This window comes from Commensalibacter sp. M0268 (genome assembly GCF_016101925.1).
GTDB lineage: Bacteria > Pseudomonadota > Alphaproteobacteria > Acetobacterales > Acetobacteraceae > Commensalibacter > Commensalibacter melissae.
Genome location: NZ_JACFPQ010000002.1, coordinates 338,231 through 354,075, shown reverse-complemented (window position 1 = coordinate 354,075; position 15,845 = coordinate 338,231). Strand labels below are relative to the sequence as shown.

The following is a 15,845-nucleotide window of genomic DNA, read 5'->3' as shown; positions in this document are numbered from 1 at the left end:
GTTTTAGTTTACACTATTTATTCTTTATTTAACAGTGCCCTTTCTTTTCTAACCTGTTCAGCAGTTACATGCCCGTTTCTTCCCCCGAAACGGGAAATAACATAATTGGCAATATCTGCAATATCCTGATCATTGAAAATATCCTTGAAAGAAGGCATCATATAATTACCCAGCTTAGGATCTTTAAGGTTTGATCCTTCTAAAATAACCTTAACAAGGTTATTACCACCCGTTATCGTTGCTGTTCTCGAACCCCAAAGGCTTTCATATTCCCCTTGTCTTCCTTGACCATTTTCCAGATGGCAATTTGAACAAACAGAAGAATAAAGATGGCTTCCATGACTATGACTTTGTTCAGCAACCTCCAATTCTTCAACAGATATCTTGGCTGCCCCTTGTTGCTTTTCCACGGGACGTAAAGAACGTAGATAAATTACAATTGCATGAATGTCTTGGGGTGTTAAATAAGATAGTTGCGTATTTATAACATCTGCCATGGGACCGGATGCAGCTCCATGACCTGAAACATATCCCCGAGATAAATATTTTTCCAAATCAGTGTCACTCCATGAACCAATTCCCGTATCCTCATCAGCAGTAATATTATATGCTGTCCATCCCTTATGACCGCCCCCTGCATAATCTTTTACAACAAAGCGACCATTGGACCAATTTTCAGGAGTATGACAATATGAACAATGACCTGGTCCTTCAGTCAAAAATTTTCCCCGGTTCCATGATTGTGATTTCTGATTGTTATACTCGAAATGCTTGCCCGTATAATTTATGATCTGCCAAAAACGAATGGCCCATCGCATATTATAGGGAAAAGCCATTTCTTTATCAGGAACTTTATTTTCAATGGCAGGTTGTTTTTCAAGATAACGTCTGATTGCCAATATTTCATCACGACTCATGGCACGATAGGCAGTATAGGGCATTATGGGATACAAATATTTTCCTTTATGACCAATTCCTTTTTGTAATGCACTTATAAATTCATCATCTGTATAACGCTGAATTCCTGTTTTCACATCTGAGGTAATATTTGAAGAATAAACAGTTCCCTGTTTGGATATATAAAAAGGTTTTCCCCCTGCCAGTCTTGGTCCATGATCAGCTGTATGACAACTTTCACAACCTGATGCGTGAAAAAGATACTCTCCTTTATCCATTTGGTCCCTCTTCACATCAGCTGCCTGACCGATCAATATGCCAAATGATGAGCTGGAAAAATTAATAAATAAAATTATGAATAAACGATAATTTTTCTTAAAAAAAATTAAGGAATTGATGAATTTAATCATGAAAATTCTTATTTATGCTGAAATACCTGCTTCGCCAAAGGCAATGAATGAAAAAATTTACCCTGAATCAATCCCAAGGCATGGCCCAGTGCTGGTGCTGCCACTATTGTTCCCAATTCACCTACCCCTGACGGCGATTCATTACTGTTAACCATATGAACCTTGACATTAGGCATATCATTCATTCTCAATACTCGATATTGATTATAATTCCGCTGTTTAATTTGTCCGTTTTCTATTTGCACTTCACCATACAAGGCGTCACTTAATCCAAAAACAACTGAACCCTCAATTTGAGCGCAAACTTGTTCTGGATTTACAATCAAACCACAATCAACCGCCACATCAGCACGATGTATAAGAATGACTGAACTGGTTGTAATTTCAGCTTCTATAATTAGAGCGATATAACTGCCAAATACATGTGCCATGGCGAAACCTTGCCGAATGTCTCCAAATTGAAATTTATTCCATTCGACATTTTGCAATAACAAATCAACAACTGCTTTTGCACGATCATCAAGACCCAAAGTTTTACGGTATTCGATCGGATCCATACGTGTATATAATGCCAGATTGTTAATCATGTTTTCCAATACAAAAACATTACGAGTTGCCTCTCTACCCTGTCCAGATCCGAAATTCAATTTCGGAGCATCACATACAGAATATTCAAACTTATAGTCATGAATATGATAAGGCATTGTATCCAACCCCAAAAGGTAATTCGGACTGGATGGATTCCTCTTGTCTGTATCGTCAATAAAAGTCATCATTTTATGATGAACAGAGGTAATCGCCAATTTGTTATTTACGCCTATCTTTAACTGGTCATAATATGGAGGACGTAACGCATCATTTTGAAAGTCGGCCTCCCTTGACCATATAAAATTTACCGGATATGAAACCTGTCGTGCGAATTCAGCTGCATCAAGAATGTATTTTTGGTCCAATCTACGACCAAAGCTACCGCCAATTTCATTATAATGAAGAATTACATTTTCTTTACAAAGATGAAATTTTTCAGCAATATGCTCCTTTAACATTGATGGAGCTTGGGAACCTATCCATAACTCACATTGATTGTCATGAAAATATATTGTGCAATTTATAGGTTCCAATGCCGCATGCAAAAGCATAGGCTGAAAAAAATCCCATTGAAACAGTTTTTTTTCATTTTCCATTTCAACTGATACTGAAGCAGTTTTATTATGAAAAAGCATAGTGGAAGGTTTTGATATACCCTTTTTTAATTTCTCATAAATCATTGATGTATTCAGTTGAATATTTTCATCACCCTGCCATTTTATTACAAGACGTTCAGCCGCTTTCAGGGCACGCCAAAAATTATCAGCAATAATACATATTGACTTTTCATTTTTTAAAATATCCTGAATTCCAGGAACATTTTTGGCCTGTCTATCATCAATTTGATGGATTTGATCCCCTTCAATAGGAGAGCTGACAATATAACCCGTTTTCATCCCGGAAAGTTTAATATCCATACCATAAACAGACTGACCTTTAATTTTTTTATCCGTATCAATCCTTGATTGTGGTTTGCCAATAATTTTATAATCTAATCTATTTTTAAATTGAACAGATTCTGGAATATCAAGTGTCATAATTTTTGAAATTAACATTCCGTACGAGAATGTTTGATTATCAGGGCAAATAACATATCCATTTTCAGTATGACATCGTCCTTTATCTATATTCAATTCCGCAGCTGCTGTTTGTAAAAGCATCATTCGTAATTCGGCCGCACTCTGTCTGAGAGGAAACCAATCTTTCGCAACAGAACCTGAACCATAGGTCAGATTTAAATCCTCATTTGGTTTCATATTTTTTATTTGTTCATTTTCAATCATTTTGGTTTCAATTGAAACCGATTTTAAATCAACATCCAATTCCTCGGCCAAAATCATTGAGGCAGCCGTTAAAATCCCTTGCCCTATTTCAATATCGGGTATGAAAAAAGTGATTTCATTATTTGCTTTTATTTTTATGAAAGCATTTAAATATTGTTGTTTTTTGTTTTTTCGCTCGGAAAAATCTGGATCTTTCTCTAACTGATCATTTTGTGCATTGCCCCCTACAGGTAACATGAACCCAAAAAGCAAAGTACCCGTTTTTCCCAAAAAAACACGACGGGAAATTTTTTTATGCTTCATCCATTATACCTGCAGCAATTTGAATAGCTTTATAAATACGTTGATATGTTCCACATCGACAGATATGACCTGTCATAGCTTCTATAATCTCGTTTTTATCAGGTTTATCATTTTCTTTTAACAAGGCTAAAGCCGTCATGATCTGACCAGGTTGACAATAACCACACTGCGTTGGTTCCGTCTCTTTCCAGGCCGCCAATAATTTTTGAAATATTGAGTCTTCCCCAACCCCCTCGATAGTAACTATCTCCCTATTCCCGATATCACCAACAGGAATGGAGCAAGATCTTACAGCTTTACCATCTAGATGAACGGTGCATGATCCGCATAAACCAATACCACATCCATATTTCGTACCCGTTAATCCAACAATATCCCGCAAAACCCAAAGTAATGGCATATCTAATGGAACATCCAGTTCTATTTTCTTTTTATTAACTGTGATGGAAATCATATCTGGTTCTGATTGCTGTTCTATTTTTAATTCAAAAAGAATAAATTATCAGTTTTTATTTTGTTTATCATTATTTTCAATGTTATCCTCATTTTTTAAATTATTGATTTCCTTGGACTCATACCCCAACATCAACTGTTTTTCCTTATTGGCTATACGTCGTGTATATCCCAACATCATGAAATCGTCATCCTGGGAATTGTGGCGATCTTTTGCCTCGTCAATTTTTGAAAGATTATAGGCCACAATAGGATAATCTTGAATTAACCGTTTAAATACATCGGCTGGCATCACCAATAAATATCCAAACCTCAATGCACGATAATTTGCATAAATTCTTTTACCCGCAATAAATTCTGATGCACCAAGGATATCACCAATCCCATATGTTAGACTTTTACTTGCAGAATGGGTTTCAAATAATCCGCTACTGACAAAATAGACATTTTTAACCTTCTGTTTACGATGAAGGATTTTTTCACTCGGAAATACAAAATAGACCGACATAGACATACTTATATCATATAAAACAGCCTGTGGCACACCGCGTAAACATGGCAATTCCTTCACGCGCTCTTCCAATCCACTTTTGAGATTGAATTTTAGGCGGCGATTATAACGTTCAAAACGCTTTTCAACATTTTTTTCCAATTCGGAATAAAGCTCATCACTAACCAAAGACTCAGCCCAAAGACTGTTATATTCATCACTTTCTAATCTGAGAGTGACCAATTTCAAAAACCTTGATTCAAGAGCTTCAATATATCCCTGGTAATGAATGCGCATAATTTCCAGCGCATCATCCAACATACGATTTTGCCTATCCAGAACTTCTGAAACAATTTCGGCAATTCGCACACCCAATGTCGGCTCTATACGCCTTTTCATAAAACGTGTTAAGGAAATCGATACAAATCGGGATACCAGCAATATTTCAAACCGTTCCATCATGCAGTACATCAAGGGACGATCGATATGCAATTTTCGATGTATATATTGCGCAACACGAAATCGAAAAGGAGGATGCAATCTTTTCTGCATCGCTTTTACGTATCCATACCTTCCCTCGGTCCATGCACCATCCAACGTAGCTTCCGCTGAACGCAAAAGAGTTTCCATCACTCTTCGTGGCAAACCCTGCATACGGAAAAGATCCAGTAAAATTGACCGCTCTTGTGCAGCTATTGTAATCAAAGCCAGTGAAATACGTTGACGATCAGTCAACATTGTATCAAAACTATTTGCTTCTCTTTCCTCATTAATACGACGGTCAATCTCTTCAAGCGTATAATTGGTAATGACATTTGAAAATCCAAATTCATTTGCCACGCGACGAGCCTTGTCCTTAACATTACCCAATCCAATTCCTAGGATCTGGTGGCGCACAGCCTGGTCAATGGGTGTAAGTTCATTTAGCCGGAAATAAATTACCACCGCTCTTAACGTTGTTCCGTTAACCAACAAGGTAAACAATACAAAACCCGTTGCAACAATACCTACAAACTGGGAAATCGGTGTTGGTATCAATTCATTTTCCGTTACCGCCAATGCAAGGGCCAGTGTAATGGCACCTCTTAATCCACCCCATACCATTGTCGCTTTAAATGGCGTCGGCACTGGAGGTGAAAGTTTTGTAGCTGCAAGTAAAGGCAACATCCCAAAAATAACCATTGCGCGTGCCAGCAACCCGGCAATTGTCGCCAATAAAATAAGAATAAAATCCCATTTTGTCATACCAATCAATAAACGGGGGACAAGCATAGAAGCCAACACAAATAATAGCGATCCTGCCCAAAATATTATTTGTTGCCATAACTCATTCAAAAATCGCCATGTTTGAGGCCTAAATGTCGAGGGACCATAAGCGGATAAGGTCAATCCCGCCGCTGCCGCTGCCACAACACCGGAACAGTGCAACAAGTCATCACAGACAATATAGGAAATATATGGTAAGGCAACCGTTAAAGTAATTTCCGCAGATCGACCTGTATTTGAACCCAAACTTACAATCATCCACAAAGCGCAACGTGCAAAGAAAAATCCTGCAATCAATGCCCCGACAAAAGAAAGAAAAATTGCTAGAGCTGAACTAAATAAATGTACCTCTTTATGCGCAATAATAGCGGCAACCAAAGTCGAAAAAATGGAAATTGCTGCAGCATCATTCAATAAAGCTTCGCCTTCAACCAAACGGGTAAGACGAGTTGCCGCCCCAATTTCTCTGAATATGCCAGCAACAGCAGAGGGATCCGTCGTTGCAACGATCGCTCCAACCAGCAGACAAACCGTCAGAGGCATACCCGAAAAGGGATATAAGGCCAGACCTATAGTGGCAGTAGAGACAATGACCGCAACAATGGCCAATAAAAGAACCGTGCCGATTTCATGGGCCAAACGACGCACATCAATAGCCAATGCCGCCTGAAAAACCAATATGGGCAGAAATATTAACAAAAAACCTTCGCTGTTTATTGGAAAATCAAGTAATATTTCAGCGGCTGTATCAAAAACATGTATGTGGGAGCTGTGTAAAATCAAATCAGCTGTTCCACCAAGAACAACCCCAACAATAGCCAGTATTACAGTTTCAGATAATTCCAACCGTTTTGCCAATGGCTGAACGGCGCTTACAATGACCAATAATATAGCTGTCGCTAATAAAACAGTGGCCAGGCCTGTAACTGGCATATTGATGTCTCTCCGCTATAAACAAAATTAGAATTATTTTATATATCAAGCCTAATACGGATGGGATATCAACTTAAGTCAATATAACTAAAAAAATTCCTCGTAAAAAAATATAGAATTCATCTTAGACCGTTATGAAAGCTTTACTGCATTATAATTAACATATTTTCATTAAAATAAAATGATAAAATCTTTGAAAATAGGATAAATTTTTATGAAATTGATCCTATTGCCCATCCATAATTTGATGTAATACCGTTCTAAATTATGCAGTTTCTTTTAAAATATCTTCATTAAATTCAAAATTTATAACTCGAGCATATTCTGTGGGAACAATATGCCAGAAATGTTTTATTGTATTCTGCCATTCATGTAAAAGATGCGCAGCATATCGGCTTTTTGTTTCTTCAATATGCTTTTCAATAAGATTTTTTACCCTGTCTTCCCATTTTTTATCAATCACACGCTGCCATCGCAAAGTTGACGCATTGACACGACGTTCAAACTGTTGGTGGGGATCGTAGACAAAGGCCATTCCACCTGTGAAACCGGCCCCGAAATTAGGACCTATTTCACCCAGAATGATCACTGTTCCCCCAGTCATATATTCACATCCGTTGGCACCGCATCCCTCAACCACAGCCGTGGCACCCGAATTGCGAACCGCAAAACGCTCACCTGCCTTTCCGGCCGCAAACAGATATCCGGCCGTTGCACCATATAAGACTGTATTGCCAACAATCACATTATGGTTTGAAACAAGTTTTGTTTCTGGTACAGGACGCACAATAATGGTGGCTCCTGACAACCCTTTCCCGACATAATCATTGGAATCCCCAAAAACCTCAAGTTTTAAACCCTGAACTGCAAACGCACCCAACGATTGGCCTGCTGATCCATTAAGACGAACAGTCAGATGATCCGGCGCCAATCCTTTCATACCAAACCGACGGGTTATCATTGATGAAATTTTTGTTCCAATTGCTCGATATGTATTATAAACATTATATCGCAATTGCATTTTTTCACCATGTTCGAATAATGGCTGAGCATCAACAATCATTTGTGCATCCAATGTTTCAGGCACCTCATTACGCCCTTCACGAACACAATAACCAGCATGCATCCCCGGATCCACTCGTGCCAATAATGGATTCAGATCCAAATCATCCAGATAAGATGCACCACGTAAAACCTGACGTAACAGATCTGTTCGCCCGATTATGTCTGTCAAAGATGTAAATCCAAGTGTGGCGAGAATGTTTCTTACATCTTCAGCAATGAAAGAAAACAGATTGATCACACGTTCAGCCCCATCCTGAACAAAGTTTGCACGCAATTTTTCATCCTGGGTACAAACCCCAACGGGGCAGGTATTGGAATGACATTGACGAACCATGATACAACCCATTGCTATAAGACTGAGTGTACCAATACCGAATTCCTCCGCTCCTAGCATGGCAGCAATAACAACATCCCGACCAGTCTTGATACCACCATCAACACGTAAAACCACCCGGTCACGCAAACCATTTAACATCAACACCTGATGCGCTTCCGCCAATCCCATTTCCCAAGGAATTCCACCATATTTAATGGAAGTCAATGGAGAGGCACCCGTTCCGCCATTATGACCTGAAATCAATATTGTATCAGCCTTGGCTTTAGCTACACCGGCAGCAATTGTTCCAATTCCTGAAGCCGCAACCAGCTTAACACCCACAGTTGCCTCTGGATTAATTTGTTTGAGGTCATAAATAAGTTGCGCCAAATCTTCGATCGAATATATATCATGATGAGGAGGCGGAGAAATTAAAGTAACTCCTGGGACGGCATGTCTAAGACGACCAATTAATTCCGTAACCTTAAATCCTGGTAATTGTCCACCCTCACCCGGTTTTGCACCTTGGGCAATTTTGATTTCAATTTCACGACAATTATTCAAATACTCAGCGGTTACCCCAAATCTTCCAGATGCAACCTGTTTAATTGCCGACGATGCATTATCCCCATTTTCACGGGGTTTGTACCGAACCGCGTCTTCTCCTCCCTCCCCGGAATCTGAACGGGCTCCAATCCGGTTCATGGCAATCGCAAGAGTTTCATGTGCTTCGGGGCTTAACGCACCGAGAGAAATTCCGGGGGAAATCAATCTTTTTCTCAATTTTGTAATATTCTCAACCGATTCAACAGGGACCGGTTTATTTGTCGATTGAAAATCGAATAAATCCCTTAGAGCCATTGGAGGTTGTCTGTGAATTCCATGGACATATTGTTGGTACAATGGCCAACTGTCTTTTTCCACAGCCTGCTGAATCAGTTTAATGACAGAACTGCTTAAAGCATGTTTCTCACCTTGTTGACGCCATTTGTAAAACCCACCGATCGGCAACAATTTCACATTGGGATCCCAAGCCAATTGATGGGACTTTTTTATATTTTGTGCAATTCCTGATAAACCTATCCCTGAAATTCTGGAAGACATTCCCGGAAAAAATTCAGCAACCAATGCCCGGGACAGGCCAATCGCTTCAAAATTATATCCACCTCGATAAGAAGAAACCACAGAAATTCCCATCTTGGACATAATTTTCAACAAGCCTTTATCTACTGCTTTACAATAGTTTTGAACAGCCTGTCTTAATGTAATATTTCCAAAAAGCCCTTTTTTATGACGATCCGCTATACATTCCTGAGCAAGATAAGCATTGACTGTCGTAGCTCCAACCCCGATTAAGACCGCAATAGAGTGCACATCAAGACAATCTGCCGCCTGCACGTTAACTGAAGTGAAGGTTCTCAGGGATTGACGAACAAGATGAGTATGTACGGCAGCCGTTGCCAAAATCATTGGAATATTGGCATAATCCCTATCTTGCTTGTCATCACTAAGGAATATATGTGTACACCCACATCGAACAGCTTCTTCAGCTTCACTGCAAATTCTTGCCAATGCTTGACGAAGCCCTTTTTCACCATCATTGACCTTATAGTTACAATCAATACTGCACCCGGTTTTACCGCAATATTGTTTCAATGCTATAAATTCACTGCTCGTCAAAACCGGACTGCTTAGACGTAATAACTGACACTGTTCGGAAGACTGATCCAAGATATTACCCAAATTTCCCAAACGAGTGCTCAACGTCATAACTTGGGTTTCTCGTAGACTATCAATCGGTGGATTGGTAACCTGGCTGAAACGTTGACGGAAATAATGCGATAATCCTCTATAATGCTCACTTAGTACCGCCAAGGGAGTATCATCGCCCATTGAACCGATCGCTTCCGCAGAATTTTCAACCATAGGCTGCAATACTGTTTCAAGGTCTTCAATACTCATTCCAACAGCAAGCTGTCTTTTACGTAATTCATCCTCTGCGAATAAGACAGGCTCATTATCCTGATCTTTTACTATAGAAGTAATCTGCTGTGTATTCGTAATCCAATCACTATAATTATGACGTTTAACTAGAAGCTGTGTTATATCTTCAGGGCGATAAAAAAGACAATTATCCATATCAAAACCTATTGTTTCTCCTGGTCCTAATCTGCCTTTTTCAAGAATTTGGTCTTCAGGAATATGCACCATTCCTGTTTCTGATCCCAAAATCATCAAATCATTAGCTGTTATCGTATAACGTAAAGGACGTAACCCGTTTCTATCCAATCCGGCAATAATCCATTTACCATCGGTTCCACATAAAGCGGCAGGTCCATCCCAAGGTTCCATTACCGCGTTGGAATAGCTGTACATATCTTTCACATCCTGGGTAATATCCTGCAGCAATCCCAGGGCCGGTGGAATCATCAAGGCCTTTACCGTAGGGGCATCCCTACCCGCAAAGGTTAATAGCTCAAATACATTGTCCAACGCCGCGGTATCAGATCCATTGAATTGAATGACCGGTTTCAAATCTGTCATATAGGCATCCAAATCCGGATGGGAAAGTCTTGTTTCGTGACTTTTCATCCAGTTTATATTACCTGATAATGTATTTATCTCACCATTGTGGGCAATGCGTCTAAACGGCTGCGCAAGTTTCCATGTCGGAAAGGTATTGGTTGAATAACGTTGATGGTAAATCACAAAACGGCTGACAAATCGTTCATCCAACAGATCCGGATAAAAATCGGACAGATTTTCCGCCAAAAACATGCCCTTATAAATTATCGAACGGCAGGACATTGAACAAATATAAAGATCAACATGACTTTCAACAGCCTTTTTCTCTATTTTCCGTCGAATAATATAGAGATTGCGTTCAAAAACATCCTCTGAATGGTGATGTGTATTGATGACAAGAATCTGTTCAATATCAGGACGTGTGGCATTCGCTTTTTCACCGATACAGTTCGTATCAATTGGCACCTGACGCCAACCATAAATTGAATAGCCAAACCCCATAATTTCCGTTTCGATAATTTGTCGACAGCGCTCCTGACTTGCCAAATCATTTTTAGGAAGAAAGATCATTCCTACAGCCAGCTGCCCCTGTTTTACCGCATGATGACCACTACGAATGGATTGCAAGAAAAAATCCTGTGGTATTTCAACATGAATACCGGCACCATCTCCTGTTTTCCCATCAGCATCAACAGCGCCACGATGCCATAAGGCTTTTAAAGCTGCCAAACCGGCCTCAACCACATCTCGGCGTTTTTGACCATCAAGAGCCACAACAAATCCTACACCACAAGCATCATGTTCTTGTTCGGTGTAATAAACATCTTTTAGGATCGCTTCATTCTTTTTTCTTTGTTCAACAAAGGAATAATTATTCATTTTCTTAACCTACCGTAATGAATCCATTCAATTCTGGATATCTGTTTTCAAGCAGCAGAAACATTCTGTTTATTATTTTGTTGTTCAAGCCAATGGGCAATTTTTTCCGCCACATCCTGCCCATCCTTGACAGCCCATACAACAAGACTTGCCCCGCGTACAATATCGCCGCCTGCAAAAACGCCAGGTAAAGAAGTCATACGACTATGATGATTCAATTTTATGGTACCAGATTCATTTGTATCCAATTGGTCGTTATCCCACAGGGTGGTCAATGGTTCAGGATCAAATCCAAGTGCTTTGATAACCATATCCGCTTGCAGGGTAAAATGACTGTTAGGTATAATTCTGATTTTTTGTCTACCACCAGCATCTGGCAAACCCAATTCGGTTCTTAATGCGCGAATTGCCTCCACTTTTTCTTCACCTACAAAAGCGTCTGGAGCTGCCTGCCAAATGAATTCCACACCTTCTTCTTCTGCATTTTTTACCTCTCGCATGGAGCCGGGCATATTTGCCCTATCTCGACGATACAAACATTGAACCGAGGTCGCCCCCTGACGAATTGCAGTTCTTAAGCAATCCATGGCAGTATCACCACCGCCAATAACGACAACTCTTTTACCCTTTGCATTCATTTCATTTTTATCGTTATTTTGCGTTTGAGAATCAATCAGATAATCCAGTGCCTGCACAATTCCATTAAGATTTGAACCAAAAAGGCTTACTTCTTTCTTTTTATAAACTCCCGTTGAAATCAATACCGCATCATGTTTATTTCTTAGATCCTCAAAAGCGATGGAATGCTCAGCTGTTTTATCTGAGACACTTGTATTGAAATGGAAAATCACATTTGATTTCTCTAACCATTCCTGACGACGAGTTACAATATTTTTTTCAAGTTTAAAGGTAGGTATACCATAAGCCATTAAACCACCAGCCCGATTATAGCGATCATATACATGGACTTGATATCCTTTTTTTCGTAAAACGACCGCTGCAGCCAAACCGCAAGGTCCGGCACCAATAATTCCCACAGATTGCGATAGTTCTTCCAAAGGCATAATAGGTGTGACCCAATTCTGATCAAATGCATGATCGGTTATAAAAGCTTCCACCGCTCCAATTGTAACACTTTTGTAATCCGCCTCAATTACGCAACTGCCTTCACACAAACGATCTTGTGGACAGATGCGCCCACAGATTTCAGGAAAACTGTTGGTTGCAGTTGAAAGTGCATAAGCTTCTACCAAACGATTTTCAGCCGTAAGTTTCAACCAGTCAGGAATATAATTTGATAATGGACATTTCGTTGTACAAAATGGAATACCACATTGTGAACAGCGACTGGCCTGAATTCTGGCTTGTTCCTCTGAAAAGCGTCGATAAATCTCGTTAAAATCATGTTTGCGTTCAACAGCATTACGTTTTTCAGGCTGCTGCTGATCTAAATTAACAAATTTAAGCATTAGGTTAGGCATAATTAAATTCCTTAATATTTAAGGCAGATTACACCTAAACTTTCTATCCTATTCCATTTTTAATAAAAAGACAGTACTACTGACCTTTCATAACTTTTTTTCAAATATAGGCTTCTTTTTGTAATTTTTTTAATTCTTCAAAGTCGCAAGCAGGCCTGTAACAATATAGATAAGCGGGAGCGATCATTTCAATTGAAGATGGAACAATACCTAGAAATTCAAAATTTTTACCCTTGTGACCAGCAACAGAATCATATTTCATTAAATTAACCAATCGTGCGGTCATTAAGGAACCTGGCATATATTCCAGGAAATAAGCCATTAATTTTATAAAACCTGGACATAACCCGCTTACATCATTTTTTCGATGAACTATTTTTAAAACCTTGGAAATCAACTCACGATTAGTAAGTATTTCAGGACCTGCCAACTCGTAAATTTCCCCATGATTTTCTTCACTTTCAACAATCTTAATAACAGCATCAGCAATGTCCCCTGCATAGACAGGTTGTAAACGTGTATTAACATTATAAACTGGCATAATAGGGAAAAAAGTTGATAGAAATCCTAACTTATTCAAAAACTGATCTTCTGGACCAAAACTGATTCCAACCCTTACAATCGTTGAAGAAGGATATGTTTTCAATACGGTTTCCTCCCCCTTTTTCTTGCTGACCAGATAAGAGGAAGGACTTGTGGAATCAACACCCAAAGCAGAAAAATGCAATAAATTTTTGACACCTGCTGCACTTGCGATTTTTGCTATTTTTTCAGCGATTTTTACATTTATTTTTTCAAGATTACCCTTGCTTTTTCCAACAAAAGCTTCTGCAAGATTAATAACGACACTTGCACCTTCAATGGATCGAACAATAGTATTTTCTTGATCAAATGAACAAAACAATGGGGTAACCTGTCCAACATTACCAAATATTTTCTGTTCTCTCGTATGTGCAGGAAAAGGTACTGCCAATCTTATCACATATCCCTGCTTAACCAACCGCTCAACAAGGTAATTTTCAATTAATCCATTACCACCAATAATCGTTGCTATTTTACGCATCAAACTTTCCCAGCTTCATAATCAAATTTATCGAATAGTGTTTATTCTCATTTGAAAAATTAAAAAAATCAAAAATTCCATTGACCAACTATAAGAACATCAGTAAGAAGTATCAATATATTTAAGAGCCCAAATGGCGGAATTGGTAGACGCGCAGGTTTCAGGTACCTGTAGCCGCAAGGCTGTGGAAGTTCGAGTCTTCTTTTGGGCACCATAAAAATGATAAACTAATCATGTAAAATGATATTTGGCACTACTGAATTGTATAAAATAATATAAATCTTTGTCAATTTTCTCATAAATTATTAAAAAAATATCTCACGAAACCCCTATTCATTTGTTTATGCTACCTAAATTTGCTTTTAACTTATTATTTTTCAGTTTTTATCTTTTTTATCCTTTTGCATCACAAGCTGCAACCAATAATTGGCAAATAGAATCTGTAACCAACAATCAAATAATTATTAAAAAAAAAGAAAAAAAATTTAATTTTTTTATCAATTTAAAGATCAATCAACCCATATTGATCAAGCTAGCCCTTATTCAATTCGATAATCAATTTAATAAGCAACCCTCAATTGTTTTCAAAACCGATCATCACTCTTACTATTTAAAAAAAAAGCAAAATACACATCCATTCATATATGAAACCTCATTGAATACGGACCAAAGCAATATATTTGTAAAAGAAATTATTACAAAAAAAAACGCATACATTACATTTCCCAATCAAACTATCGAACTTTCCTTACAAGGAACAACATCGATGTTCAATACGGCTTTGAAAATTATTTCTGAGGAAAAAAATTCTTATACAAATAATACAACTTTTTTTATTTTAAATAATTTTAAAAATTTAATATTTACATATCCATATCAATGGATTTTCATATTTATTATTGTTTTTATAACTATCTTTACTATCCGCAAGAAATTTACACTTAGAAATTCATTCCTGAAATTTACAAGCTTTTACCGTAAAAAAAGAGCTATGAAATTGGCAATCAATGAAATAAAACGTCATCGGAAAATATTAACACTTAAAAGAGAACAACTTTGCTATAAAGATGATTATGGCTCCATTATCGAAGATAGATGGTTCAAAGAAATACAACGATTTATTAAGACTAGAATTCGTCCGCATCTGACAAAAAAAAATCTTGTTGATTTGTTACCATCAATCAAAAAACAACTAGTCAAACATATTCATATAATTGTTGAACAAACAAATTTAGAAAAAAAACAAAATGTTAATAACATCAATTATCTAAAACCTCTGGAATATGAAGCATTTTGTGCAAATTTACTGCAACAGATTGGCTGGGATGCTAAGGTAACAAACGCTAGTGGCGATCAGGGAGCCGATGTTATTGCCTATAAAAACAACAAGACATTAATTTTACAATGCAAATTGTATACCAAACCGGTTGGCAACAAAGCAGTGCAAGAAGTTTTATCAGCAAAAGAATTTTATTACGCTGATTATGCCGCCGTTGTTTCCAATGCTTCTTATACTGTTTCAGCCCGACAATTGGCAAGTTCAGTTCAAGTTGCCTTGTTGCATCACGAATTATTGCAACAATTTGCCAAAAAACTGTCGCTGAAAACAAAATCAAAATCACTTTGATTTTTATACAAATCAAAAAAAATTTATTAGTTCAATTTTTATTTGAATTTCAATGCTTTTTAATAATTTTATAATTAAAATATAAAAAAACAGTTAATTTTTTAATAATAAGTATTGAATATCTTCATATCATTCCATATAATACATTTCGCTTCCGGAAAATAGAATTGGAAACTTGTTTAAGCACCTTATTGTTCTCATTCTATTTTTCGGCTTTTTAAAACATATTTATTATATATCATTACATATTAGTTTTCAATTTTAA

General features: G+C 37.8%; 8 protein-coding genes and 1 tRNA gene. 2 read left to right on the top strand and 7 right to left on the bottom strand.

What is annotated here, in order from left to right:
• Positions 1-17: 17 nt before the first annotated feature.
• The 7 genes from H3R28_RS04960 to H3R28_RS04930 all read right to left on the bottom strand — a co-directional run bounded on the left by H3R28_RS04960 (position 18) and on the right by H3R28_RS04930 (position 13,953).
• Positions 18-1,175: a cytochrome c gene (locus H3R28_RS04960; RefSeq protein ID WP_198210981.1), complete on the bottom strand. Its 1,158-nt coding sequence runs from the start codon at positions 1,173-1,175 to the stop codon at positions 18-20.
• A gap of 140 nt (positions 1,176-1,315) precedes the next feature.
• Positions 1,316-3,481 carry a xanthine dehydrogenase family protein molybdopterin-binding subunit gene (locus tag H3R28_RS04955; RefSeq protein WP_198209891.1) on the bottom strand — a complete coding sequence of 722 codons (2,166 nt, stop codon included), beginning with the start codon at positions 3,479-3,481 and terminating at the stop codon, positions 1,316-1,318.
• On the bottom strand, positions 3,471-3,935 hold the full coding sequence (locus H3R28_RS04950; protein WP_110438888.1) for a (2Fe-2S)-binding protein: 465 nt from the start codon (positions 3,933-3,935) through the stop codon (positions 3,471-3,473). Before H3R28_RS04950 ends, H3R28_RS04955 begins: the two co-directional genes overlap by 11 nt.
• Before the next feature lie 48 nt (positions 3,936-3,983).
• Entirely contained in the window at positions 3,984-6,623 is a 2,640-nt protein-coding gene (locus H3R28_RS04945; protein ID WP_198209890.1) for a cation:proton antiporter, read from the bottom strand.
• 265 nt (positions 6,624-6,888) lie between these two features.
• Positions 6,889-11,409 carry a glutamate synthase large subunit gene (gene gltB, locus H3R28_RS04940; RefSeq protein ID WP_198209889.1) on the bottom strand — a complete coding sequence of 1,507 codons (4,521 nt, stop codon included), beginning with the start codon at positions 11,407-11,409 and terminating at the stop codon, positions 6,889-6,891.
• A gap of 47 nt (positions 11,410-11,456) precedes the next feature.
• Complete coding sequence (locus H3R28_RS04935) at positions 11,457-12,890, bottom strand: NAD(P)-dependent oxidoreductase (protein ID WP_198209888.1); 1,434 nt, start codon at positions 12,888-12,890, stop codon at positions 11,457-11,459.
• A 100-nt stretch (positions 12,891-12,990) separates the two neighbouring features.
• Positions 12,991-13,953 carry a complex I NDUFA9 subunit family protein gene (locus H3R28_RS04930; RefSeq protein WP_198209887.1) on the bottom strand — a complete coding sequence of 321 codons (963 nt, stop codon included), beginning with the start codon at positions 13,951-13,953 and terminating at the stop codon, positions 12,991-12,993.
• 127 nt (positions 13,954-14,080) lie between these two features.
• On the opposite strand from H3R28_RS04930, the gene H3R28_RS04925 reads away from it, so the two are divergent.
• Positions 14,081-14,167: transfer RNA gene (locus H3R28_RS04925), tRNA-Leu, on the top strand.
• A gap of 783 nt (positions 14,168-14,950) precedes the next feature.
• On the top strand, positions 14,951-15,580 hold the full coding sequence (locus H3R28_RS04920) for a restriction endonuclease (protein ID WP_198209886.1): 630 nt from the start codon (positions 14,951-14,953) through the stop codon (positions 15,578-15,580).
• Positions 15,581-15,845 lie beyond the last annotated feature (265 nt).